This is a genomic window from Enterococcus sp. LJL120 (genome assembly GCF_054871765.1).
The window spans coordinates 1-25018 of the sequence record NZ_JBTXLV010000005.1 but is presented as its reverse complement, the minus strand read 5'-3'; the positions used below and the strand labels follow the sequence as shown (position 1 = coordinate 25018).

Here is a 25018-nt window from a genome sequence, read left to right as displayed (position 1 = left end):
AGGCAGGCAAGATGATTGATATCAAGCAAATTTCAAAGTCTTACGGGGATAAGGTGGTGGTCTCGGGCATCGAGCTACCTTTAGAAAAGCAAAAATTGACAGCCTTTATCGGGCCAAACGGTGCCGGTAAAAGCACTTTGCTGTCGATTATCAGTCGCTTGATTCCTCAAGATACCGGCGAAATTTATTTGGACCATAATGAAATTAAAGCTTGGAAGTCAAAGGAGCTGGCCAAGAAGCTGGCGATTTTGAAACAACAAAATCATATTGCGCTGCGGATTACCGTGCGGGACTTGGTCAATTTCGGCCGCTTTCCCTACAGCAAAGGCCGTTTGCAGGCAGAAGATCATCGTCTAGTTGAGGAAGCTTTAGAAAATTTAGGGCTAACCGAAATGGCCGACGATTACATCGATACATTGTCTGGCGGTCAGCTGCAGCGGGCTTACATTGCGATGATTTTAGCCCAGGACACAGATTATATTTTATTGGATGAGCCGTTAAATAATTTAGATATGAATTATGCGGTGCAGATGATGCAAATTTTACGTAAATTAGTCGATGAGCTGGGTAAGACTGTGTTGGTCGTTTTGCATGATATTAATTTTGCGGCTACCTATGCCGATCAAATCGTCGCCATGAAAAACGGCGAGCTCTTTGCCAACGGTCCCACCGACGAAATGATTCAAAATGAAATATTAAACCCTTTATACGGGATGGAAATTAAAGTGTGTGAAATTGAGGGCAAGCGCTTTTGTATGTATTTTAACTAAATGGAGGAAAAAGAATGAAAAAGTTTTTGTTAAGTGTCGGAATTGTGTTGAGTTTAGGTGTTTTGGCTGCGTGCGGCAACACCACCAGCGGCACAACTGATAGCAGTGAGACTGCTTCTTCAACAAGCAGCAGTACATCAGCGGGGACAATTGAAGTGACCGATACTAACGGCACAGTTGAGGTTCCGCAAAATCCAGAAAAAGTTGTGGTATTTGATATGGGTTCCTTAGACACAATTGATGCTTTAGGAGCTGGCGATGCGGTCGTCGGAACAGCTGTCAGCAATTTGCCAGCTTATTTAGATGCTTATGCCGACGTCGAGTCAGCCGGTGGCATCAAAGAGCCGGATATTGAAGCAATTAATGCAATGGCTCCTGATTTAATTATTATTTCTGGACGTCAAGCAGACTATTTGGATCAATTATCAGCTATTGCACCAACGATTTATCTGGGCATTGACTACGAAAATACTTGGGACTCAATTCAAGACAATGTCAAAACCTTGGGCCAAATTTTCGACAAGGAAGACGAGGCTGAAAGCCAACTGGCTGAGCTGCAAACGCAAATTGACGAAGTCCACACACAAGCAACCGATGATGGCAAGAATGCTTTAGTTTTATTAGCCAATGAAGGAGAATTATCGGCCTATGGTGCTGGCTCTCGTTTTGGCATTATCCACGACACATTTGGTTTTTCAGAAGCCGATGACGCCATCGAAGCTTCCACTCACGGTCAAAGTGTTTCCTTTGAATATGTGTTGGAAACCAACCCTGACATCATCTTTGTCGTTGACCGAACCCAAGCCATCGGCGGTGATGACAGCCAAAACAACGTTGCCGAAAATGAACTAGTACAACAAACGACAGCTGGCCAAAATAATCTGGTGATTATGTTAGATCCAGAAGTTTGGTACCTCAGCGGCGGCGGTCTGGAATCAGTCCAATTGATGATTGATGACGTCAAACAAGCTTTTCAGTAATTTTTAACTTTCAATAAGCCTTTAAAAAGTCTGGTTTTAATCAGCTACTTCAGAAATTTTCTGGTTTCTTTGCTTGAAATTTTTTTGAGAAAGCTGGTTGGACTAGGCTTTTTTTGTGTTTGCTTTTTTGCAAAAAGTTGGGGTGGGGGAGGTGGCTCATTGACGACGGGGGTCATAGAATCACCCGCATTTTTTCAAAATTTTGGAACACTAAGACCAAAAAAAATTCACAATTTCAGGCTATTATGAATTCATCCCAATAAAACAAACCCAATAAAACACTTTTTCATTTTTTACTCCTAACCCGCCAGTCCCCGCTGGCGGGTTTCCTTTTGTACTCGACTTGAGACTTTATAGACAAAAGTAGTTATTAAAATAGAATTTCCACTAGATAACCAGATATAATTCGATTATGCTAAATCAACTAAAAACAGTCTAAGGCGTAAGTAGATAAACTCTAAAATTTATGGACTCAGCTATCAACATAAGCCACCTTATCCCAAGTGAAAAAAGCGAACTATTCCCTTTAGAAAAACTAGGGTTTACATTATGTTAAACTAGATAGAGGGGGATGGGGCATGAAAAAAATAAATATGGAATCAATTCTCTTTTTTATCTGCTATGTGATAGTCGGTGTTTTATTAGGGATTTTCATTGGAATGATGACTGGTGACGGAGAAATAACACCAATTGATTTTTTATTAGCCGGAGTATTCTTTATGGTAAGTATTGTACTTCATGTAATTATTCATGAAGTAGGACATCTTACAATGGGACTTTTAACAGGATACAAATTTTTGAGCTTTAGAATTTTTTCATGGCGTTTAGTGAAGCACAATAATAATATGATTTTATCAAGACAAAAAATTCCAGGTACACTGGGACAATGTTTATTGATACCACCAAAAAAAGAGAATTTTGTTTACAAGTTGTATCTATCAGGTGGAGTGCTCTTTAACTTTTTGGCTAGTTTATTGATGATTAGTTTGGTACCAATTTTCCCAATGTTTTCGAGTATTTTTTTAGGAATCGGTTGTGTATTCGGTTTAATGAACTTGATTCCATCAGGATTTAATGACGGAAGCACATTTAAAATAGCTAATTCTTCCATAGAAAATCAAGATTTACTTTTTTTACAGCTTGATAGTAATGCGCAAATGACCCCAGGTAAAAGGTATCGGGATTTACCTAATGCTTACTTTAATTTAATTGCTGAGAATCCTGAATATAGTTATTTCAACGATTATCAAAAGTTTTTGATTTTTGGAAGAGACATGGAAAAGAGAGACTGGGCTGAGGTTATCCTAGCTCTAGAAGGGTTATGGCAGGACAAAGAGGACTTAGTTATACCCTATCAATTAGAATTAAAAAAAGAGATGCTTTCCTATTTACTAATCAGAAGACCTGAAGATGAAAGATTAGCTGAGTTAATCAAAGATAAGAAATTGAATAAGTATTTAGAAATAAAAACATTTAGTAATAAACGCGTACTGGCTGTCAAAGCATATTTTTATGATGGAGACAAAAAAAAATCACTCAAGTTGATTGACGAGGTTATTTCATTTAAAGGCGAAGCTCTTAATTTAGGAGAATTTTTAATAGAATCAGATAATTTAATGTGGTTAAAAGAGAAAATAAATGAAATAGAAAATTACGCCAGATAAAGTATTAGCAAGGGGCCGCCAGAATAAGATTTGGCGGCTGTTTTTATTTGCGAAAACCGATTTATTTAGCTTGCAATTGACTAAGGGGTTGGTTTGGTAGGAAAAAATTTTTGGTGAGATAATTGTTCTGTTAAAATTTCCATTGTACTTTAATTTTTGTTAGAAATGAATAAAAGCAGGATTTTTCTCGAGGAATTTATAGCCAATATTTGTCAATTTTTTATTACAAAATCACGTTTGTCTAACTGAAGAAGTAAAATTGAGCATGCATCAAAAAATCAAAGATGGGTTCGTGATTACTATTATTCTCAATGTTCCCCAGTCTAAGCTTAGTTGCCTCCTAGAACAGGCTATCTGACTAGCTAAAGCAGGTCAGAAGATTCAATCACTTGTATTTTGACGAATTTAGGACTGGTAAGAATAGATGTGTAGCTACAATTAATTTCACTGTTTCGAGCAACGGAAAAAATGAGTAGAAGCTATCATTAGCTTTTGATTTGATTCAACGTATAATTTAGCTTGTTTTCGAGATTTTGATTTATCGCTTTTTTGATACGGTTTTTCTGTCTAGCTGAAATGGGAATTACCGAATGATCAATTAAAATGATTTCTTTAAAATCTTTGGAAACTTGTAAAATTGCTCGTCTATTTACCAAGAAACCACGATGACTACGAAGGAAGTCTTCACCGAGTTTTGACTCTAAGCCGGTTAATGTCTCTTGATAAATGGGGTATTCTTTTTGAAGTGTATATAAGGATAATACAGCATTTTTATTAGCCGCCATATAAAGAATATCCTTCGTAATAAATGATTGGATTTCGTTTCCAACACTTAAATTAATAGTATTTTCATCTGACAGCATACTCAGGCGGTCTTCAACTGTTTTCAAACAACTATGTACGCGTTCTTGAATATTGACGGTGGATTCTTTGAGAATAAAATCCAAAGCTTGGATTCGGTATAAAAAGGTTAAAAAACTAAATTCAGAGCGAACAGTAATAAAAACAATAAAGCCCAGTGGATCAAAAGTACGAATTTTTTGAGCTAATGTAAAACCATTCTCAATCTCATCGCCTTGAACCAAATTTATATCTAAAAAATAAACATTCCATTGATTTTTATAGTCAATCATCTTGAGTAAGTCTTCTCCAGAATCAGCTACCCCAGAAATCTTCATTTCCCAGTTAGAAAATAAGGTGTAATTTTTGACTGCTTGAACTAATTGATCACATTGTTCAGGATTATCTTCAGCGATATAGATATTAATTCCCATAACTAAACTCCTTCTCAAAAATAAGTATTTGTTGAATTTCATTTTCTCCTTGAATAGTTTTTAGTGTGACCTTTTGTCTATTCTGGGCCAATATTTCTCTGACAATCGAAAGGCCTAGTCCTCTATTTTTCCCTTTTGTGGAGAAGCTTTCTTGGTTTAAATTAGTAATAGCATACTCTTCTTTCACTGCATTCCTAACTATGAAAAGAATATGAAGATTGTCTTCAATGAATGCCAAATGCACAAACGGTGATGAACTCTCAACTGAGGCTTCTAAGGCGTTATCAAGTAAAATGCCGCAGATTCTTGATAATGCAAGTTCATCTAAAGGGAGATCAGAGAGAGGCTTTTCAATTTCCAAATGAAGTGGCACCCCACTTTTATTTGCTACCATTATTTTAGCGAAGAGCAAGGTCTTCAATCCTGGAATTTCTATATTTTTTAATTTGGAAATTTCAAGAAAGTGATTATAATCTTTTTCGAAAGTTTGTGTGACGGACTGATAGTATTTTTTTAGTTTCAAATCATCAATAGGTGTTTGAAAAATATGACCACCAAGTGAAAATAAAATATTGCTAAAATCATGGTGATTTTTCCGAATATCTTTAGACATTGTTTCTAGAGTGCTTAGGTACTGAGATAACTCAAAACTGTGTTGATTTTGTTGAACTATTATTTGTTTTCGATACCTATTTATAAATAGTAGAAAGAAAAAAGTACAGATGAACAGCATGGCTGTGACTGTAAAAAGTGTAGTAAGAGGAAAAACCCGGTCGATATTTTCTACAATAAAAACAGAAGAAGGGACGAGTTGCTTTAAAAAAGAATATGCTAAATTTTCTGAAGACAAAAAAATTACTAAAGGAAAATCATGTTTGTAACTACCTGTTACGGCGTTGATTTGGACAAATAATTGAAATAGAGAAAAGGCAACTAATAGACACCAGAAAAATCGAATTGTTAAAGTTAAGTGTTTTACAGTTAAGTGAGCTATCCATGCTAAAAGAAGTTTAACCAAAGAAAGAAAAGCTATCAGGCTTAAAAAAAACCAATTCACAGTAAAAACAGAGATAAAAACGGAGGGGAAATAATACAATAAAAAAATTCGAATGTACTCAAAAATACTGGCCCAGATTATAATTAGAAAAGTAATAATCAAAAATTTTAGGAAAACGTTTGTTTTTCCACGATGATAAATTAAATATAGAGATAAGAGTATGAAAAACTGGCAGACAATAACAAAAATATTGTGAATTACCATTATCTCCTGAAAATAAAGGCGAAGGAATAGGGTAAACAAGCCACTTAAAATAAACGTAGGTACTGATGAGATTAGCAATAATGATACTGAGGTTTTATGTGGTAGACAGTAGCGGATTGTCACAAGGTAACCAATGATTACTGGTGCTACTTGGAATAAGAAGGTTAAAAATACTGTTCCACTAGGCATTAATTGAGTATAAAAATAAAGCATAATAATCTCCTTAAAACAAAAATTATATAGAAATCAAGATTTGAAATCATTATAACATTTAAAGATTATTTTTTATTAAAATTTATAATTATACTGACTATGTTTAGTCGTTTTAGAGTTGCAGTGTAAGATATTTTTCAAGAAACAACGTTTAGAATTTGTAAACGTTGTTTCTTTTTGTCTTTTTAAAACGCTTATTAGAATAGTTCATTATTCACACGGTTCTCTGCCTTATCATAAATTGGATGGATATACTTTGTAGGTAATCAAAATTCTGTGGGGCAAGATTTTTATGATTGGTTAAGTAATGGATAAAATTTTGGGAATTAAAAAGCAACCCATTTGATTGTGCATAATGGGTTGCTGGAAATATTATATGAAATTGATTGTGATAAATAAATTAGCTTCTCATGACTACCTACTATGAGAAAAATGATTGTTAAAGGTTTCTTTTTGTCGATAGTTTAAGTTTAAATGTAATTTCTTTCATTGTCAATGCTAATTTTATTTAAATTATTAAGAATTGTGAAGAAAAATTAATGGTAATTTCAAAAGTGTCTATTTTTATAAAAAGTTTTTTAGTGTGATTTAACAATGGAAAAATTCTAATACAAATAGAAACGGAAAAACATTGATTTGACAAGAGTTGAAGCTCATTTTTCTTTAAGCCGTCAAAGAAATCGTCAGAAGAAAGGAATGGTTGAGAATGAAACGTGGAGAAAATATTTATAAGCGAAAAGATGGCCGCTGGGAGGGGAGATATATAAAAGACCGAACCAGCGAAAATAAAATTATTTATGGCTACATCTATGGAAAAAAATATGATGATGTGAAGGACCGGCTTCTTCCATTAAAAATCAAAGCAATCAAATTAAAAAAAAATTCAACTAACAATCAAAAGTATGGTGATTGGCTGACTAATTTCTACTTCCCTAGTATTAAAAAACGAATTAAAAGATCAACTGCTAGCAGTTACTCGCGTTTACTACGTATCCATATCCTTCCTTTTTTGGGCGATGTTCCTTTTTCAAGACTGGATGGAGTAATTTTACAAGAATTTATTGATACGCTTTTTGAAAAGAGCTTAAGCAGTAAAAGTATTCAACTGATTTTTAGCTTAGTAAAACAGTCAATCAACGAAGCACTAAAGCTAGAATATTTAAAAGTTGATCCAATAAAAAAGGTCTCTTTGCCCAAATACGAAAGAAGAAACATTGCTGCACTTAGCCTAAATCAACAAAGAGAGTTAGAGAATTTGGCAAGTAAAAACAACTCAAAGGAGGGGCTACCCATTTTAATTTCATTGTACACAGGCCTTCGAATAGGTGAAATTAGTGGATTAACTTGGGGTGACATTGATTTTGAACAAAATCTTATTCAAGTCAATAAAACAGTCATACGGGTGAATCAGGAAGAAGGCCCCCAAAAAACTAAATTGATTATTGATTCTCCCAAGACCACTTACTCGGAGCGTTTAATCCCCTTGGTTGATACATTAAAAGACTACCTAATTCCCCATCGAAATGAAGATAAAAGTGTTCCAGTAATCAGCACAAAATATGGTATTGCAGAGCCACGCATTATTAGCATGCGCTTTAAAAAAATCATTGCAGATACAAGTTTTTCTGATATTCATTTTCATGTGTTGAGACATACATTTGCGACTCGTTGTGTGGAGCAAGGAATGGACATAGCGAGTCTAAGTAAGATTTTAGGACATAAATCGATAAAGCTGACTTTAGATACATATAGTGATTCGCTAATGGAACAGCGAATCCAAGAAATGAAAAAAATCAATAAACTATACTAAAAAATGGAGCTGTTATCATGCTTCTCTTAAGTCAGAATGAACATTTATTTTCTTTTGCAAATCATTTTTTAGCAGTCAACATCGCCGTCATTGTAATTTTAGTTTAAGAGAATCAAGCGATTTTGAATCTTCTCATAGTAGGTAGTTATGAGAAAAATGCGCTAAAAATCTAGCTACACAATTTTAGTTTACAAAATGTTTAATATCAATAGATTGAGTAGATTTTTAAAGGATTTTTTTGTTTTCGAAAATTTTTCAAGAACAGGGAATTGAAAGGAGGTAAAGAGGTGAAACAGATTCTGTTATTGACCAGGAATATCTTTTTAGATACAGAATGGACCAATAAAATTCAACAACTTGGTTATGAAGTATTTTGCTCAAGCCAATTGTTAGATTCAAGGCTTCTAAAACAAAATTTGCATATCTTTACCCTTTTTAAAACTGTGATTTTTAGTGAAAGTGTTGTGAATGAGGAGGTCATAAAGATTTTACAAGCATTCTCTACAATTGATATTGCTTTTTTTAGAATTGAAAATGAGCGATCAGCAAAGGATTCTTTACAATCCTTTGAAGAAGATCAACAACTTAAGTTTATCAACTCAGCGATGAATTTAACGTAAATTCGAGAATCGTTGATTGGTCCTCATAAAGAATCCCATTATGATTTTTTAGGAGACGAAGTGAATCATCATGATGTTGCTGTCATAATCCCAGTGCCGATAGTCGCAGGTTTTATCACTAGTCTATCGAGAAAAGAAAAAGATCTTTTCAGTATTTTATACGGACGCAAAGGAGAGTTTGTCTCTCGAACAGAATTAAGTCGGGTGCTCTGGAAGAAGGATGCTTCTAATTCCACCTTAACGCAATTATCACAACTAATCGGAAGACTAAAAAGGAAAATGGTATCTTTTGGAGTTGATGAAAATTCTGTGATTACACATTGGAACAAAGGCTATGCTTTAAGCATTTCGATTTGTAACACTGTCACAAAATATATTGATGAGAAGGTCATTCAAGATTTTGTTGCTGCAAATTAGCCAAACTCCAAGAAAGAGTTGGTCAAATCGAGTGAAGATGACTAAACGAAACTTGTTTTAAACATGATGTTCATGTTTGAAAATATATATCTCTCATTGGTTATTAGAGATAAACATCAGTCTAGTGGGAAAGGAGGGGCTTGTTGGTTATCTTGGCAACATAAAAGATAATGGACAGTTGCCAATAAAACATCTGCAGGATGTGATGTTTTAGAGCGGGCTCAATGGGATAGGAGGGAAGAGTGAATGAAATGAAAAATAGAAAGATGAAATGGATTCCGTTTTTGTTAAGTATGATTGTGATTGGACTATCTGTAGTTATTGGAGGGAAATCCGTTTTTGCTAGTGGTGTAATTGTAAATCAAGGGCAAGATTCATATACAGCTTATGGACCGGAGCCCAATGGATTTGAGAGTTCTGTACCAGAAGATGCTGAAGATAGCAATATAGACATTAGAGATGCTTTTACATTACCACAAACGTATGCTTCTTCTAATATTTTCACGCGAAATAATGCTTATTTAAGTAACGAGAGAAGTAATGTACTGGTCTTGTACGATGGTGCATCTCAAAACCAAAAATCCACTCTTTGGTATAACCAAAAGCTGAACTTAAATTACCCGTTTGAGTTTGAAGCATATATATATCTTGGAAATACAAATGCAGCTTTTTACGGAATTGGTGATGGAATATCATTTGTTTTACAAAGGGATCCGGCTTATGAGCTTGCTATTGGCGGTCGAGGCGGTGGGATTGGCGTCTATCCTTATGAACGAGACAGTGTCTCCATGATTTATAATGCCGTTACCGTTGAGATGGATACCTATGTGAACAATGGAGATAATCAAGGCATTAGTTTAGGTTACGACTTACAACTCTTGTCAGATCCGTGGAATCTTGATCTAGATTTATCGTGGCCTCATATTGGGATGGCAAGTACTGCGACTTCTGGTAGCTTGTGGACTTCTCGAGATGGGGAAGCACCAATCAATTATGTGATTGATAATTTTGAGCATTATGGTGTGACTTCAGTTGGTGATACTAGTGAACAATCATCATGGTTTAATCATTGGATAAAGTTAAATATTAAATGGTCTCCAGATGGAGCACCGGGAGATTATGCCAATATTGAAACTGGGGATTTGAGTTATACTTGGGGGCCGATTTATAACAACGACTTAAGTGTCGTTGACTATAGTTACTCTACTAAAACTTGGCCAGACATCAATATTGATGACTATTTTAACTCAGAACCATTTACCGGTGCGGTAGATTGGGAAATTCCCTGGTCGGCTGAAAATCGTTTAGTCACATGGGGATTTACTGGTTCTAACTACTTAGCTGGAAATCCGTTTGGGGTAATGATTACTAAGCTGCCAAATGAACCACAAATTGATGTTGATCGAAAAGTTAAGAATTTAAGTGTCTCGACCGAAGACTACGCAAGTTACACACAAGCGAAACCGGGCGATATTTTGGAATATAAAGTGCGTGTTGAAAACAATAGTGACGATGGGACGACCATTCCAATAAGAAATACGACGATTTCAGAAGATTTACAGACGAATACTTGGAATAATCAGTTTTCTTTTGATAGTAATTTGGCCTCTTTTTCAACGCCAACACCTTCAATGGATGGAACCAATTTTACCTTTAACGATGCTGCAAATATCATTGAACCTGGTAATTGGTTTGAGTATACCTATCAAGTTGTTGTAGGAGAAGATACAACTGAATTTATTAATGATGTGACTATCTCAAGTACCTACTCAACGACAAATACTTTTGGTGAAACCAATGTAACTGTTTATCCAGCTGATATTAGCATAGAAAAATCTGTGAGTGATGATAATCCAAAAGTCGGTGACACGGTTGATGTGACTCTCGACTTAACTCAGAAAACGGGACTTTCATTACTAAATCAAGTGACTGACGCTATTCCAGCCGGTTATGAACTAGTCAGCAACAGCACGGTTATTTCTATTCTGGACAATGCCGGGGTTCAGACTCTGAGCCAAGTAATATCGGATGGGGATGTTTGGACAGGTAGTGTAACTGCTGGCTATCAATTAGATGTGGATACTTCCGTATTAACTATCAGTAATACTAATGTAGCGGGATATTTAGAACTATTAGGTGGCTCAGTAGCAAATAATTCAATTCAAGTAACTTATAAAATTAAGCCGACCGATTCAATTAAAGGGAAACTAGACCTTGCTTTAGGAACATCAGCTATGAATTCCAAAAACAAAGCAGACAGTCAAGTTGGTCTTTTGGATTATTCGGCAAACTCTGCAGATGTCCTGACAAATATAAAAACGGAAATAATCATCTCGTTTCATGATCCTTATGATGCATTGCTGAGTAGCACAAGTATCCGTAGTTCGAATGCTGATTTTAACGGCTCAAATCCAGTTACTCTTTACTACAATACAAACGACACTTATGATTACACAACTATTATTAATGAGATTTCTGCTAACTTATTAGCGGATAGTAGCCTGTCTTTATCTAAAGTAGAAGGTGATGTTGTTTCGATTAGTGATTTTTCTGGAACCATTAAAGAGGCAGGCAATACAATTGATGTTTACTATACGTCGGATGCTACGATAACCGTTGAATTTTACAACGAGAGTGATGTAATCATGCCAGGTTACACAGTCACTATTGGGGCTCAAATCAATGATAATGTTGATTTATTAGCGAATGCCGCTGTTACTGGGCGATTACAGGAGCTGATTGATGCAGGTTATGAAATTACCACTCGTCCAACAAATGAACGAAACGTAGTGGTCGACACTGCAGCTGTAACAGTTAAATATAAAATAACTGGCCAGCTCTTCCTTGAATCAGCACCATCAATGGTTGATTTTGGACTCATTGATTATGATGCCAGTACAAAACAAATTAATGACCCAGTAACTACTGGTGATTTAGTGGTAAATGACTTGCGTGCTACGACTACGGACGGTTGGACTTTACAAGCCGCTGTGACGACTGATATGACGAACGGGGCAACTATTCTGGCTGATGCACTAATTTACATCATGGAGGATGGTACAAAAGTTGATTTAAATAGTGGAAATCAGAATGTCTTTGTAAATGCTACAAACGGCCGAACTAATATCACTAGTGGTTGGGGTGCTACAGAGGAACAACCTGGATTAAAAATGGTTTATAATCCAGCATCAATTTCTGGGACTGGTAGCAAAGTGGGAACATTCACAGGAACAGTAACATGGACAGTCATCGCGGGGCAGCCGTAGAAGGGAAGGGAGATAAATGAAAAAGAAAATAGGTTTACTCCTAGGCCTCGTAATGATGTTAGTCGGAGTTGTCGGGAGTGTTGGAGAAGTTTATGCAGCGGGTGATGCTGGGGGGCAAGTACAAAATGATAGTCAAATTACTTTTTACGAAGAAACGACGGATTCAACCACCAGTAGTAGCACAATAGAGTCTAGTAGTACGACAGAATCTAGTAGTACGGTATTGCCGGATACAAGTGATACACCGGGTGGGAAACTACCGCAAACTGGAGAAGTGATCCGTAATTATAGTCTAATTGGCGGCACTTTGTTGCTTGTGCTACTACTATTCCTTTTCTATCGTAAGAAAAAGGATAACGAGAAGGAGGGGGAAGCATAGTGAAGAAAAAGACAATTATGGCAACTCTTTTTAGTTTTTGCCTCCTCGCATCGTTAACAATTGACCAACATTCGGTAAGCGCAAGTGCTTTAGGTGGGAGCGGCTCAGTCACAGTTCGCGGCTCAGAAGTCACACCACCAAAAGACCCGGAAAAGCCTGGCGAAGAGGTTGACCCAGGTCCAGGACCTTCAACAACAGGAGATTTGCGAATCGATTTTGTATCAAGTTTAAATTTTGGTGCAACAAAAATTACTGAAACGAATCGAAAATATGATTCCTTAGCTCAGTTGTTCCACAATGATACAAATGCTCGCGGGTATTATATTCAAGTCACTGACCAACGGAGTGATGCCCAAGGCTGGACTTTGACTCTCTCTCAAGATAGTCAATTTAATAGCTCGATTATTCAAGACTTAGACAGTCAACAGCTATCTGGTGCTGTCTTATCCTTCGACAAAGGCTGGGCGAATTCAGCATATACAGGTTCAGCGCCAACTGTTACAAGAGATACTTTGGCGATAAACGAGATGGGAACAGCATACACAGTTGCTTCGGCCACAAGTGGACAGGGTGTTGGAATTTGGACAATTTCCTTTGGTGCTTCTGGAGAAAACATTTCAGGGCAAGATAATACTTTGACAGTACTCACAGATGACGATGGACAGCCAGTTACGGACTCGACGTTCAATAAGACTGCGTATAGTAACTCTGCAATTTCATTGTCAGTACCAGATGCAATTAAAATTTATCCGGTTCAGTACACCACGACATTGACTTGGACTCTGGAGGCTGGACCCACTGGTTAAAGCAATACATTTATCATAGGCAAGCTGAGGGGAACCTCATTTGTAAATAAAAAAGGGAAATATAGGAGGAAACAAAAATGAAATTTAAACGTTTATGTGCAGCTGCCCTAGTCGCAGCAGTAGGAGCTTCAGTTGTAGGACCAACTGCAGCAAGCGCAGTTGAAACAGAGCTGCCATCAACTGGATCTGTAAAGGTGCAACAAGGTGTGATTGATACGCCTGGAACTGATTTAGGAGACCCGGAAGATGATGAGAAGGACATCTTAGTCCCTGATGAAGGTGATGATATCAATGAAAACCCAGAAACTGGTCCATTAGTGTTGATGCGTACCACAGATTACAACTTCAATTTGCCAACTAAAACTGGTCAACCAGCTTACTTGGAAAATACTGGTACCTTACAGAGTTTATATGCATCCCCAGTAACGGTACAAGTGTACGATAAAGGGGCAGATTTTACTGACCCTGCCAACTTGACTGAAGTTACTCGTGGTGCTTTAGTACAGTTTGGTGATATTGAAGATAGTGTGCAAACAGGGAATTATACAGTTTCTGCTAAATTGAGCACACAATTTACTAACGCAACAAGCCATGTATTAGAAGGTGCAACTATTGATTTCAGTAACGGGCTTTTAGCGACTCAAACAGAAGGGGCAGTGGCGCCAACAACTTTTAACACTTCATTTACGTTAGCTTATAATACTGATCAGCCAGTAGTCGTAAATCCTTCAAGTAATAAAGGAATCTTTACTGCTGAATTTGGTCAAAGTGCTGGTTATACAGTTGCTGCCAACAGTTTAGGTTACACGGGTGTTGCCAATACGGATAAGTCATCTGTTAAGTTAACAGTTCCTGCTGCAACTACTGCTAGCATGGAAACAACTTCAGATTATACTGCTGTTGTTACTTGGTCTATTGCTAGAACTGCGTAAAAAATTTTAATCAAAGAGTATGGCAGGCTGATGAGTTCCATCAGCTTGCTATCTTCTTTGTTACATAAGAATCATACATATTTTAATACAAAGTTCGAAAATAAAATTGATGAGGATTAACGTATGAGTGTGAACAATAAAAATAAACATCTACTTTGGGTATGGCTAGGCATTCTTTTTTTTACAATAATGATAATGCCACAAAAGGTGCTGGCAACTGAGACCTCAGGAACCTCAAGTGGTGGCAATTTTACATACAATTTAGAATATCCTGAAAACCAGACGGATACTAGTTTGGGTTATTATCATTTGATGATGAATCCGGGGCAACAACAAACAATTAATCTGATTCTGACAAACCCGAGTGATGTCCCAGTAACAGTAAATTTGGCATTGAATGGAGCCAAAACAAATCAAAACGGTGTTATCGAATATGCAAACGATAGTATTGAAAATGATGCTTCTTTAGCTTTTGACTTTAAGGATGTTGTAACTGGACCGGAGTCAGTTGAACTGGCTCCAGGAGAAACTAAAACGGTTCCTTTAAATGTCCAAATGCCGGAGACTAGTTACGATGGAGTAATTGCTGGCGGCTTGCAGATGATGCAGGCAAATCAAGAAACCAATGAATCCGAGCAAGCGGGCGGCTCACAGGTGATTAATCAATATGCTTACGTCATTTCAATCCTTTTGCAGGAAACTGATGTTACTCTGGCTCCAGAACTTCAGTGGAATCAGGCCTATGCTGGCCAAAGTAATTATCGGAATACAATTTTTATAAATTTTTCAAATGTAGTTGCTAATTTTTTAAATCGAATGAATATTGATGCTCAGATTACAGCTCAAGGGAGCAACGAGGTATTGTATGAGTCTCGAACTACCTCAATTCGAATGGCCCCAAATTCTTTCATTGAGTATCCCATCAGCATGAACGGTGATCGAATGACTGCTGGGAACTATACGGCACATGTGGTGGTGACCACAGTTGAAGGAGATAAATGGGAATGGACAGAGGACTTCGAAATAACAGAAGATGAAGCTAGTGAATACAATGAGCGGGATGTCGGATTAGTCCAAGATACTGGAATTGATTGGAAAATGATTGCCATCATTGCTAGTAGTTTTATTGTGGTTGTCTTGGTCGTATATTTTGTGATTCGTTATATTCGTAATAAGAAAAAAGCCAAGATCAAAAAGAAAAAAACAGTGAAAAACGATTCAAGGAAAGTGTCATCAAAAGAAAGTTCCTCCAAGAAAAAAAAGCTATAGTACGATGAGAATAGGAGTGAAAAGATGACCATATTGGAATGGATTGTAATGATTGGGGCTACTGTTACAGTTATCTTGGCAGCCTTTACCCTCCTTTCTTTCCTTCAATTCTTAGCACAGAGCAGGAAGTTAAAAAAAATTCCTGATAAGCTACCGAAAAACAAAAGGAAACGGAAACGATTAGTCGCACTCAATAAAAAAATCAAGAGTCAGAAAAAGAAAAGTTTAGTCAGAATGGTTGTTCTATTTATCTTGATGGGAATTGCTGGTGGGGGTACCTATTATGCTATGTTTTATCAAGCAATCAGTCTGACTTCAGATGATGAGAATGCCATTGGACGTTCATATTTTTTGTTGAGAGATTTTCAACAAGAATTAGATAAAGCAGCTAATCAGACTGAAGATGAGACAGCGAGTTTACAAAATATTCGTTATCTTGCAACAAACCTTTCCAGCTACAACACTAGTTCTGCCAGTAGCTTGAATACTGTTGAAGGACAGTCCATATTAAATAAATATTTTAATGCACTTTCAGAGCTGGGAATTAATGCAACCCGTGAAAGCCAGAATTTTTATGGCAACCCTGAATTAGTAGCTGAATTTCAAATGGATGTAGAGCGAACGATGGGATATGAAGAGGCGGCCTTTGAGTATTATAAAGTGAATCAAACTGCTCTAGAAACTGAAATGAGTGAGGGTGGATGAGCTAAACTAAAAAAAATCGAAACCACTCATCTACAAAAATTAGGCTCTCTACAAAGTCAAAAAATAATAAACAGAGTTCAGTAAAAAAAAAGACGACTTACTCAAAAAAACAAGGGGAAGAAAAGCAGAAGGACAAATTAGTTAAGACTCCAAGAAAGCAGAACTCACTTCAATCAAGAAGGGAAAAAAGAACTTTGAAGAGAAGCTCTAAAGCAGGACGATTTGTTTTTAGACGAAAATTACTCTTTCAGAAAGTTGCCAGTGGACTTCGAGATTTTTTGCTTATTTTTTTAGGAACACTAATTGTTTTTGCTTTAGTAGGTTCATATTTTTTTAGAGTGGCTGAGATCAAAGGCTTTGGAATGATTCCAACCTTAAGGGATAGCGATACAGTTCTAGTTCAACGACGAGGTGATATAGAACGGTTTGACTTAGTTTGTTTTCGACTGGGTGGTAATACTAGTGTTCGACGTGTAATTGGTCTGCCGGGAGAATTGGTACGATATGTTGATGATGTGCTTTATGTAGATGGAAAAGAGATTGATGAAAAATTTATTATTGATGAAATCAATGAGTCTCAACGGAGTGAAGGTCAGTATACGGAGGATTTCATCACCGCTGATATTAACGGACAAAATTATATTCCAGATAATTCTTACTTAGTTTTAGGTGATAATCGCCCCTATACTACGGATAGCCGTAATTATGGCATGGTAGTTCAAGATAAGATTATTGGTGTGGTGAAAATGCGTTTTTTACCCCTTAATGATTTAACAGCATTTGGGATTTTACCTGATTTGATTAATATTTCAAAATAATTTTAAGCTGAAAAGATTAATGGTAAGACAAAAAAATTTTTGAGAGGGAAATGAATTATTTATTATTAACTAATGCGAAATGAGAGCTAGCAGAACATTTTAAAAAGTATTGGCTTAAATTACTTTCAAGTAACGCTGCCATTTTTTTGAAATCTATAAGGCAGAAATTAGCATTACTTTGAGTAAACTTTTTGTTTTTGCATTGGAGAATAATTTTTCTTGTTTACGAGTTTTAAACGGAAAAAGATTTGTGAATTAGATAGAGATTTGAAAAGGTGCTTAAGTGTTAATTTATTATTGGTTTTGACAGAATTTCTGAGATTTTGTTTGGAAAAAAATCAATGGGGTTCAATTTACTTAGAAAGATGGAGGAGAAAAATGGGAAAAATTGTGAATATGGTAGGAGTGTTAGGAGTCAGTTTACTAATTTTAGTTGGTTGCGGCGGGAGTGCGGAATCTGCTGAGACAAGTCATTTTAGCGGATCAGTTGAGGGGGCTTCAGAAGGACAGATTTCTGTTACTCATGAAGGGCAAACAATTCAAGAAATAGAAATAGTGGAAAGCTTTGACTTAGCAACTCTGGGCCTAGATACAGCTAACTTAAGTGATGAAGATAAGGCTTTGGTTGAGGAATCTTTTGCATCTGGAGCGGAGGGATATGATGGAAGCGAAGGAGTAACCATTGTAAATGAATTTTCAGATAATACATTTACTTTAACAATGACAGTTGACATGACGAATGCAGATTCGGAAGTTCTAAGTAGTTTGTCTGCTTTAGGCATTAGTACTTCAGAAGATGCTGAAGAATTGAAGTACGATGATTTAGTTAACTATTTGAAGAATGCAGGGTATAAAGAAGAATAGTGGGAATCACTATTCTTCTTTTTTACCATCTCCAAACTTCCCCTGATGGATTCTCATTTTTGATAACGTTTTATGTTTCTTTTAGTTTTTTATAAAAATAAGATTATTTTTACAAAATAGTTTATAATATTCTGAAATAGAGACAAATGTATCGAAGGGGATTTTTGCTTATTTTTTATTACTGTTTCCATTTGTGAGTAAAAATAGGAGATGGAGTGAGTTCATTTTTAGTAGCTGAATCAGAGTTAAAGAGGAGAAGCTGAAAATTATAAACGTGAAGTGTGAAAATTGTGGGAGAGAATTCAAAAAAATTGCTTTGGATATTCTTGAGTGTGAAGCTTGGGGCTCAGGATTTTTAAATGATGATAAAAAGTCAAATGATATTATCGCTAACAATTACCAGTTTTCCCAGTGCGCCAAAACGTTCTAAAAATCAGAAGAGCGGTAGGCGGAAGCTAGCAATTTTTGTTTTGATGGTGTTAATTTTCATAGGGTTATTTTTCTTGAACTAGGTAAAATGTTATCAGGACTACTATTTATTTAATGAGGGTGTTTGAGGATATGCTATCGATGGAAAGCTCTTCAAGAAGTTTGACGGCATAATAAATAATAAGATGATTTGTGTCGAGTTTGCTTCTGATTAGGTATCCCAAGCTTGAAAAATTATAAATAATATTTCGTTGGAAATTGGTTATCGGATAGAAGATCTATCTTTTTATTACTCATTGACTTAAAAGAGAGGAGTGATTCAGAATGGAATCCAAAAGTAAAAAGACATCAATTAAGTGGGTACAATTATTTTTTTCAGCTCTATGGTTTATAGGGGCCGGTCTTGTTATGGTTTTAGATCTGACAAATAATTTACCGTACAGTTTTCAAGTTCCTAGATTTATTGGTTGGTTGTATGATTTAGTAGGTGTACTTCCGGCTTCAATCATTCAGTTGGTTCTATGTGGGTTGCTTTTTTTTGAAGCTTTACCCAAAAGGAAAAAAATTGGAGAATAGTTACAAGACAGAAAATCTTGCTAATTGCCAGAGTAAGAAATAGTATAAAAGTAGCTTGGAAGTGTCCTATCGTAAAAATAGTAGCTTCCAAGCCTTTTTGCTCAGGGGATTTTTTGGATAAGGTTCAAAGGAGAAAAAGATGAAAATTATCAACATGAAGTGTGCTAACTGTGGCGGGAAATTAAAAAAAATTGCTCCAGATATGTTGGAGTGTGAATCTTGTGGCTCACGATTTTTGATTGATGATGAGACACCAGACTACATTATTGTTAACAATTACCAGCAAACATCAGTACCAAAACATCCCAAAAAACAAAATGGTTGGAGGAAGAGACTCACAACTTTTATTGTGATGGTGTTTATTTTCATGGTATTACTTGTTATTGGTCTAGGTACTAACGCCGATAAAATTACTATCTATTTAACTAGTGTTTTTGAAGATAAGCTATCGCTAGAAGGTACTTCGAAAAATCTGATGGCTCCGCTAGCTAAACCTAATTCTACGGCAGGGATTCGATTAGCTGAAGAAATTTTTAAAAAGCCACTTTCTGCGATTACCACTGAAGAATTGGCTCAAGTAAAATACATAAGCATCGCGCCCGTGAGCATTAATTCTGGCTGGAATTTCAGTTATTCTCTGACGGAGTGGACTGGACAACGGGATTATCCGATAGAGACGATTTTTATTGATTCCTCAAATGAGCTGGCTTTGGCAGATTTTACAGCGTTTAAAGGATTGAATTATCTAGATGTGAGTGATGCCTATGGAGCGCAGGAACCGACTGCTACGAATTTTTTGGTTGGCTTGGAGGATTTAGTTTTTTATGGAAAGGCAGTCAATCAAAGCAGTTCTATGGTGGCGCAAGCATTGCCGGATGCAGGCCAGCTTCAGGGACTTAAGGCTAGTTTTTACAATACACAGGCAGTCAATGACTTGTCAAACTTTCCTAATCTCAGACAATTGGAAATTTTTTATGCTTCAGATGAAGTCGATATGACTGCTTTTTCGCATTTAACGGAGCTGACCAAACTGTCGGTTCATGCCGGCGAACAAAGCAATTTTTCTTGGTTAGCAAATTTAACCAATCTGGAGGAACTAAAGCTGGATGTTTATAACCAAGTAACAGAATTTTCATTTTTGTTCAGCTTGGTGAATTTAAAGAGCCTGACACTTTCTAGAGTGGAAATGTTAAAAGATCTTAGTTTTGTTAAAAACATGCCTAATTTGGCACATTTATCGTTAACCAGCAGTGGGATTCAAAGTTTGGAGCCACTTCGGGACAAGCAGACTTTATTAAATCTGCATTTTGATGATATTCCTGAGATAAATGATGTTACAGCATTGGCTAGTTTGACCAATTTAACAGAATTATTTATCAAGTTAGAAGATCATACAAATTATGCTTCACTGGCAACTTTACCTCTTTTGACTACGGTGACCACCGACGATTTAGGGCTAAGAATGATTATAGATTCTCCTACTGTAACGACATTGAATCTAAAGATTTGGCTTGGTGTGGATTTAAACCCTTTACCAAGTATTCCAAACATTGAGGAATTATCTATATCAGGGACATCTGTAGGCCTAACTAATGAAGGTGCCTTAGGAAGAATGGGTAAGTTAACAACATTAATATTAAATGATACCAAAAATGATTATCCTCCAGGGGAAGAAATAGATCTCCTTCAATTATCTCAGCTAGAAACATTGATACTTGGCGAGGGTACGAGAGTCAATTTTAATTTGGATGCGGGTTTTAACATGCCTAATCTGAAATATTTTGAGATAGCTGATAGCATGTCTATCGATGTTACTTCAGGTGGTATTGAATACGATGCGTCTGATGTAGGTCTTGACTCATTAGGCAGTGCTATTGGAACCTTTACTAGTCTAGAAGAAATTCATTTGGTGAATAGCAAACTCTCGTCAATTAGCTTTGCCGCTAGTTTGCCAAATTTGCGAGTCTTAGATGCTGAAAATAATTATATTACGGATGTCAGTCCATTGCTTTCTCTAGTTGAACTTCGGGAAGTGAATCTCAAAAATAATCCAGTGACAAATCTGGATTTGTTGCCAGAAACAGTTTACCTTGAACAGTAGGGGGATGAAGCGAAATGGAATGGTTAAAACGACTGTTTAGTAGGGAAAAAGGAAATACGTCACACAAGATTCAAGACGAAACAGATGATGCCGTTTTAGAAACTTTGTGGCAAGAGGTTGAGAGGCAAATTAAGAATTATCCTCGGAAATCATTAAGACTGACTTTTCAGAATACTGGTGAGCTCTCTTTAACAGCTAGTAAGTTAGGTGGAGTGGGCTATTTACCAATAGGTCTGGATTACCCTACCAATTCAGAAACGAACCAATCTTTATCGTCACTTGCACAATTGAATTTTGATGAGTTACCACATTTAGGAGACTTTCCACACACTGGCCTCCTAGCTATTTATGTAGATTTTTTTGATGATATGTATGGTATGGATTTTTCTGATCACACTTGCCAAACTGGTTTTCGCTTTTTCTATTTTGAAGAGTACTCCGCAGTATCACAATTAAGAGCAACTCTTGAAAATCATGTAAAGCCTTTGTATGAAGAGGCGCTTTACCCTCTCGTAGGCGGAGAGTATCAACTTTTTGGAGAAATTCAAACAGAGTATTTAGCCAGTAACTGTTTTGAGTTCACTGAAAAATTTGGTAATGAGTTGATTGAATGGTTTGATCAATTAACAGAAGGAAATCAAATCATTGTTGAAGAGCTGGTAAACAGATTATCAGTCTTCAACAATGAATGCAGTAAACTCGGAGGGTATCCATTTTTTACTCAAGATGAACCTCGAAATCATCAAGAAGCAGTATCTTTTGATACAGTTTTATTACAAATTGACAGTTTTTGGAGTCCCGAGATGTCGCTTATGTGGGGAGACAACGGGGTAGCAAATTTCTTTATTTCTCGAGATGACCTGTTGAAGAAAAATTTTTCAAAGGTGTATTACAACTGGGATTGTTGCTAGCTTGACGTCAAAGGGATTCAAGTTAGTCATTGTTTTTTGGGGAAGGTGTCATTTGATGAAAGGATTAAAGATGATTGAAAAGAAGACAACTTTTGAAAGTGGCATGACTATTTATTTGAACAGAAACAATCAGCAACATGAACCCATCTATTCTGAAAATTATATTCCCTTTTATTGGGAGTTGTTTTTTCTAGCTGCAGGGCTTGAGTACGTTTATGAAGAGGATGGCCTGTCTTTTAAACTGGACCAAGTAAATCATGAGCAACAAATGAATGGCTATCTTCAGCGAATGGGTGAGTCAGGTCTGATGAGCTATCAAAAATTTTTAATGTGGTTAAATGAAATTTTGCAGGGATACAGTTGTGAGGTTTCAATTTACGGCTTAAAATCAATGTTTTTGTGTCAAGATCGGAGTAATCCTGAAGATTTTATTATGAGGGATAATCAGGTTGAGTTGCTTGTTGAGATTATGGAATTTGATTTGAAATACTATGTTTATGAAGTGAAGCAAGATGTTGAAAATTATGATAACTATCTGTCTGACTATGGTGAAGTACCACTAGATTTACAGGCCCAGGAATATTTGCAGTTCACTAAAGCAAGACAATTGCAGATGAATCAAGAAAGTCTAAAAGTAGTCCGCTCGCAATTAGGAAATACTTATTTCGAATTTTTAATTCCTGTCTGTCTATTAGGATTCATTTTGCTCTTGTTTTCTTCTGTAGTAATCAACCCACAAGAATCAAAAATTCTAAAGGGAGGATTGGATACGGTAAAAGCTATTTTTGCTCGCATTATTTTTGGCAGTATCGGTATTGGCTCAGGCTATGTTGTTTTTAATTTGCTAAAAGAAGTTAGTCAGTTGAAGAAAAGAAAACGGGAGCTTAAAGCAGAGATTCGTTTTTTTAAAACTCTTTAAAAAAGAAAGAACGATAAGCGGATTAAAACGTAAGGTTATTAAGGAAGTGAACTAAAATGAAAAAAATTGGTCTCCTGATGATTTTTATTGTTGCCGTACTATCTGCCTGTACTTCTAATGAGAGGGAAGCGGGAGTTATCAGACGTATTACTTATGAAGGGTCAACTTTTGGCCTAATCGTGGATGCTGTGGAAGTAGATTTTCAAAATGGAACCAGAAAGCTCTATGAAAATGATTTGGTAAGTAGAGATAAAAATCCAACTGACTTTGATGAAATCCCTCAAAGTGATTTTACCGTTTCTAAAATTGAGGATATTCCAGAATTAGAACAAGATATTTTAGACACAGGGACTTGTGATTGGCAGGAGGAGTATATTGATCCAGATATGATGGACGGCTATCAATGGATGTTAAACATTTATTTTCAAAATGACGAAGTGAAATCAATCTATGGAAGTAATAGTGGCCCTGAAACTTTCCTTGAATTGAGAGCTTTATTGTCGGGAAAAGATACCGTGTAACTTTTGAGCATAGCTTCGTGACTGTCGGCTCTGTCTTATATGAAGGACGGGATGTCATTTTATTGCAACTAATACTAATTGTGAATTGTGCTTAATGATTCGCTATTTTATTTAGGAGGATTTATTATGGGGAATCGTTCATACCTATTGGCAAGTAAAGAGGGAATTTTTTTTGAGTCTAACAATACACTACCGCTTTTTTGGCTGATGGGTTTTAATCATAAAGAGGATATGGCTGTACTGAAGGAACAACTGGAGGAGCTAAATTTTGTAAGTAACCTGAATCACAAAAATGTGAGTGAACCAGATGTAATGTTGTACTTTTTTTCTAAGAATAGAGTGGACTTCTACCAAACTTTCCTTTCTAGGAAATCCTATATCGAGTTTTATCATCCCGACTTATTAATGTTATTCAAACAATTTTCAATTGTTCTTGAGCCCTCCTCTTCTGGTTATCAAAATGTTGGTATTGCCTTCAAAGAATATCTGGATTTTTACGACAATCCTTTTGAGTTTTTAACTGAAATTAGAAAAACCCTTTACGAAGTCTGCCACAACCAAGAGATATCTTGTGGGAATTATCAAATTAACAGACAGGATATTTTAGCGACAACCACAGGATTCCCTTCTGACGATTTAGACAAGGAATCCACCCAAATCATTGAGGACATTGAGTGTGATTTTAAAAATAAATATGATACGAATAAAAATCGGGATTTAGCCATACCTGTTTTGGCAGAACAAGAGATTTTTTCTCAAGTTCAAGTCTTTTCGTCTGTTAGAAAAATAGCGAAATCCTCTCAAGTGAAGTATGCCGAAATCCTCACGATAGTCGACAAAATAAAATTACATCTAAGCGTTCAAGAGGAACTGCAAGTGATAGACCTGCTCTACTATTTAACAGACTGGAATAATGTGATGCTCAAAATTAATGAAGAAGAGTACATCAATCAATGGGAAAGCTATGAGATTCTTGATACGGTATTCAGGAAAGCTATCAAAGAAAATAATATATTGGAACACGGAACAACTAAGCTGAGTCTGAACAAAATTCAGAAGAGTTTTGCAACAAGTCATCAACGGCTTGTTATGCAACTGAATCAAGAACCCCAAAATCAGCTGTATACGAAAAAAGGCTGGACTAAATCCTTAACTACAAAAGGCTTCTTTTATGCTACAGTGCTTGTTTATCATTATGCAGTAGCTGTCAGAGAGTTAGCAGATTATGATAAGTGAAGGCTACTGAAAACTAGTTTTTCATTAATAGACGAGAAATCATTTAAGTGATCTCTTTTAGTTTAGAGCACTAAATAGCTTTCTATATGAGAAGCTTGTTTTAATTTATAAAAGGTTGCGGATAACAACACAACATTTTGAAAATAAAAATGGATAGGCTACACTAGACTAGACAGAAAAGATGTGGTGTGTAAACTAGAAGGAAACACACTGGAGGGAACATCTTATGTCAAACAGACAACGCCGAACATTCACCAAAGAATTTAAACAACAAATG

Annotated in this window: 22 protein-coding genes; 20 read left to right on the top strand and 2 right to left on the bottom strand. The window is 36.2% G+C overall.

Annotation, left to right across the window (positions count from 1 at the left end; translation table 11 throughout):
- Positions 1–11 precede the first annotated feature (11 nt).
- From ACYSNU_RS09275 to ACYSNU_RS09265, 3 genes are all read left to right on the top strand, one after another.
- Entirely contained in the window at positions 12–770 is a 759-nt protein-coding gene (locus ACYSNU_RS09275; RefSeq protein WP_461736950.1) for an iron ABC transporter ATP-binding protein, read from the top strand.
- Positions 771–784: 14 nt separating this feature from the next.
- Complete coding sequence (locus ACYSNU_RS09270) at positions 785–1750, top strand: siderophore ABC transporter substrate-binding protein (RefSeq protein WP_461736949.1); 966 nt, start codon at positions 785–787, stop codon at positions 1748–1750.
- A gap of 578 nt (positions 1751–2328) precedes the next feature.
- A complete protein-coding gene (locus ACYSNU_RS09265; RefSeq protein ID WP_461736948.1) occupies positions 2329–3414 on the top strand; it encodes a hypothetical protein in 1086 nt (361 codons plus the stop codon).
- Positions 3415–3899: 485 nt separating this feature from the next.
- Here the strand turns inward: ACYSNU_RS09265 and ACYSNU_RS09260 are convergent, their stop codons facing one another.
- Both ACYSNU_RS09260 and ACYSNU_RS09255 read right to left on the bottom strand, forming a co-directional pair.
- A complete protein-coding gene (locus ACYSNU_RS09260) occupies positions 3900–4688 on the bottom strand; it encodes a LytR/AlgR family response regulator transcription factor (protein ID WP_461736947.1) in 789 nt (262 codons plus the stop codon).
- Positions 4678–6162 carry a sensor histidine kinase gene (locus ACYSNU_RS09255; RefSeq protein ID WP_461736946.1) on the bottom strand — a complete coding sequence of 495 codons (1485 nt, stop codon included), beginning with the start codon at positions 6160–6162 and terminating at the stop codon, positions 4678–4680. The genes ACYSNU_RS09260 and ACYSNU_RS09255 overlap by 11 nt, the downstream gene beginning before the upstream one ends.
- A 706-nt stretch (positions 6163–6868) precedes the next feature.
- Here ACYSNU_RS09255 and ACYSNU_RS09250 point away from each other — a divergent pair.
- The 17 genes from ACYSNU_RS09250 to ACYSNU_RS09170 all read left to right on the top strand — a co-directional run bounded on the left by ACYSNU_RS09250 (position 6869) and on the right by ACYSNU_RS09170 (position 24741).
- On the top strand, positions 6869–7972 hold the full coding sequence (locus ACYSNU_RS09250) for a tyrosine-type recombinase/integrase (protein WP_461736945.1): 1104 nt from the start codon (positions 6869–6871) through the stop codon (positions 7970–7972).
- A 287-nt stretch (positions 7973–8259) separates the two neighbouring features.
- Positions 8260–8592, top strand: coding sequence for a hypothetical protein (locus ACYSNU_RS09245; RefSeq protein WP_461736944.1), 333 nt, complete (start codon positions 8260–8262; stop codon positions 8590–8592).
- Between the two features lie 12 nt (positions 8593–8604).
- Positions 8605–9009, top strand: coding sequence for a helix-turn-helix domain-containing protein (locus ACYSNU_RS09240; protein WP_461736943.1), 405 nt, complete (start codon positions 8605–8607; stop codon positions 9007–9009).
- A 551-nt stretch (positions 9010–9560) separates the two neighbouring features.
- Positions 9561–12275 carry a hypothetical protein gene (locus ACYSNU_RS09235; RefSeq protein ID WP_461736942.1) on the top strand — a complete coding sequence of 905 codons (2715 nt, stop codon included), beginning with the start codon at positions 9561–9563 and terminating at the stop codon, positions 12273–12275.
- 52 nt (positions 12276–12327) lie between these two features.
- Positions 12328–12654 carry an LPXTG cell wall anchor domain-containing protein gene (locus ACYSNU_RS09230; RefSeq protein WP_461736941.1) on the top strand — a complete coding sequence of 109 codons (327 nt, stop codon included), beginning with the start codon at positions 12328–12330 and terminating at the stop codon, positions 12652–12654.
- Positions 12654–13460, top strand: coding sequence for a WxL domain-containing protein (locus tag ACYSNU_RS09225; RefSeq protein WP_461736940.1), 807 nt, complete (start codon positions 12654–12656; stop codon positions 13458–13460). The genes ACYSNU_RS09230 and ACYSNU_RS09225 overlap by 1 nt, the downstream gene beginning before the upstream one ends.
- Positions 13461–13537: 77 nt before the next feature.
- The gene (locus ACYSNU_RS09220) at positions 13538–14392 is read left to right on the top strand and encodes a WxL domain-containing protein (RefSeq protein ID WP_461736939.1); all 855 of its coding nucleotides are present in this window, start codon (positions 13538–13540) and stop codon (positions 14390–14392) included.
- Positions 14393–14515: 123 nt separating this feature from the next.
- On the top strand, positions 14516–15661 hold the full coding sequence (locus ACYSNU_RS09215) for a DUF916 and DUF3324 domain-containing protein (RefSeq protein WP_461736938.1): 1146 nt from the start codon (positions 14516–14518) through the stop codon (positions 15659–15661).
- Positions 15662–15685: 24 nt separating this feature from the next.
- Positions 15686–16366 carry a hypothetical protein gene (locus ACYSNU_RS09210; protein WP_461736937.1) on the top strand — a complete coding sequence of 227 codons (681 nt, stop codon included), beginning with the start codon at positions 15686–15688 and terminating at the stop codon, positions 16364–16366.
- 194 nt (positions 16367–16560) lie between these two features.
- Positions 16561–17184 (top strand): signal peptidase I, encoded by a 624-nt coding sequence (gene lepB / locus ACYSNU_RS09205; RefSeq protein WP_461736936.1) that lies wholly within the window; start codon positions 16561–16563, stop codon positions 17182–17184.
- Between the two features lie 378 nt (positions 17185–17562).
- Positions 17563–18048 (top strand): DUF1307 domain-containing protein, encoded by a 486-nt coding sequence (locus tag ACYSNU_RS09200; protein WP_461736935.1) that lies wholly within the window; start codon positions 17563–17565, stop codon positions 18046–18048.
- Between the two features lie 753 nt (positions 18049–18801).
- Entirely contained in the window at positions 18802–19053 is a 252-nt protein-coding gene (locus ACYSNU_RS09195; protein WP_461736934.1) for a hypothetical protein, read from the top strand.
- Between the two features lie 139 nt (positions 19054–19192).
- Positions 19193–21154, top strand: coding sequence for a leucine-rich repeat domain-containing protein (locus tag ACYSNU_RS09190; RefSeq protein WP_461736933.1), 1962 nt, complete (start codon positions 19193–19195; stop codon positions 21152–21154).
- 14 nt (positions 21155–21168) lie between these two features.
- Positions 21169–22065: a YwqG family protein gene (locus ACYSNU_RS09185; RefSeq protein ID WP_461736932.1), complete on the top strand. Its 897-nt coding sequence runs from the start codon at positions 21169–21171 to the stop codon at positions 22063–22065.
- A 1-nt stretch (position 22066) separates the two neighbouring features.
- Positions 22067–22984, top strand: a complete 918-nt coding sequence (locus ACYSNU_RS09180) for a hypothetical protein (protein ID WP_461736931.1) — start codon at positions 22067–22069, stop codon at positions 22982–22984.
- 56 nt (positions 22985–23040) lie between these two features.
- Positions 23041–23505, top strand: coding sequence for a hypothetical protein (locus ACYSNU_RS09175; protein WP_461736930.1), 465 nt, complete (start codon positions 23041–23043; stop codon positions 23503–23505).
- Between the two features lie 126 nt (positions 23506–23631).
- A complete protein-coding gene (locus tag ACYSNU_RS09170; RefSeq protein WP_461736929.1) occupies positions 23632–24741 on the top strand; it encodes a ClbS/DfsB family four-helix bundle protein in 1110 nt (369 codons plus the stop codon).
- The last annotated feature ends 277 nt before the right edge of the window (positions 24742–25018 follow it).

Excerpts from the sequence above, each read along its gene's own strand:
- ACYSNU_RS09215 (WP_461736938.1), top strand. The coding sequence starts at position 14,516 with ATGAGTGTGAACAATAAAAATAAACATCTACTTTGGGTATGGCTAGGC.
- ACYSNU_RS09230 (WP_461736941.1), top strand. The coding sequence starts at position 12,328 with ATGATGTTAGTCGGAGTTGTCGGGAGTGTTGGAGAAGTTTATGCAGCG.
- ACYSNU_RS09270 (WP_461736949.1), top strand. The coding sequence starts at position 785 with ATGAAAAAGTTTTTGTTAAGTGTCGGAATTGTGTTGAGTTTAGGTGTT.
- ACYSNU_RS09210 (WP_461736937.1), top strand. The coding sequence starts at position 15,686 with ATGACCATATTGGAATGGATTGTAATGATTGGGGCTACTGTTACAGTT.
- ACYSNU_RS09220 (WP_461736939.1), top strand. The coding sequence starts at position 13,538 with ATGAAATTTAAACGTTTATGTGCAGCTGCCCTAGTCGCAGCAGTAGGA.
- ACYSNU_RS09190 (WP_461736933.1), top strand. The coding sequence starts at position 19,193 with ATGAAAATTATCAACATGAAGTGTGCTAACTGTGGCGGGAAATTAAAA.
- ACYSNU_RS09275 (WP_461736950.1), top strand. The coding sequence starts at position 12 with ATGATTGATATCAAGCAAATTTCAAAGTCTTACGGGGATAAGGTGGTG.
- ACYSNU_RS09195 (WP_461736934.1), top strand. The coding sequence starts at position 18,802 with ATGGAATCCAAAAGTAAAAAGACATCAATTAAGTGGGTACAATTATTT.
- ACYSNU_RS09265 (WP_461736948.1), top strand. The coding sequence starts at position 2,329 with ATGAAAAAAATAAATATGGAATCAATTCTCTTTTTTATCTGCTATGTG.
- ACYSNU_RS09260 (WP_461736947.1), bottom strand. The coding sequence starts at position 4,688 with ATGGGAATTAATATCTATATCGCTGAAGATAATCCTGAACAATGTGAT.
- ACYSNU_RS09250 (WP_461736945.1), top strand. The coding sequence starts at position 6,869 with ATGAAACGTGGAGAAAATATTTATAAGCGAAAAGATGGCCGCTGGGAG.
- ACYSNU_RS09175 (WP_461736930.1), top strand. The coding sequence starts at position 23,041 with ATGAAAAAAATTGGTCTCCTGATGATTTTTATTGTTGCCGTACTATCT.
- ACYSNU_RS09255 (WP_461736946.1), bottom strand. The coding sequence starts at position 6,162 with ATGCTTTATTTTTATACTCAATTAATGCCTAGTGGAACAGTATTTTTA.
- ACYSNU_RS09170 (WP_461736929.1), top strand. The coding sequence starts at position 23,632 with ATGGGGAATCGTTCATACCTATTGGCAAGTAAAGAGGGAATTTTTTTT.
- ACYSNU_RS09200 (WP_461736935.1), top strand. The coding sequence starts at position 17,563 with ATGGGAAAAATTGTGAATATGGTAGGAGTGTTAGGAGTCAGTTTACTA.
- ACYSNU_RS09185 (WP_461736932.1), top strand. The coding sequence starts at position 21,169 with ATGGAATGGTTAAAACGACTGTTTAGTAGGGAAAAAGGAAATACGTCA.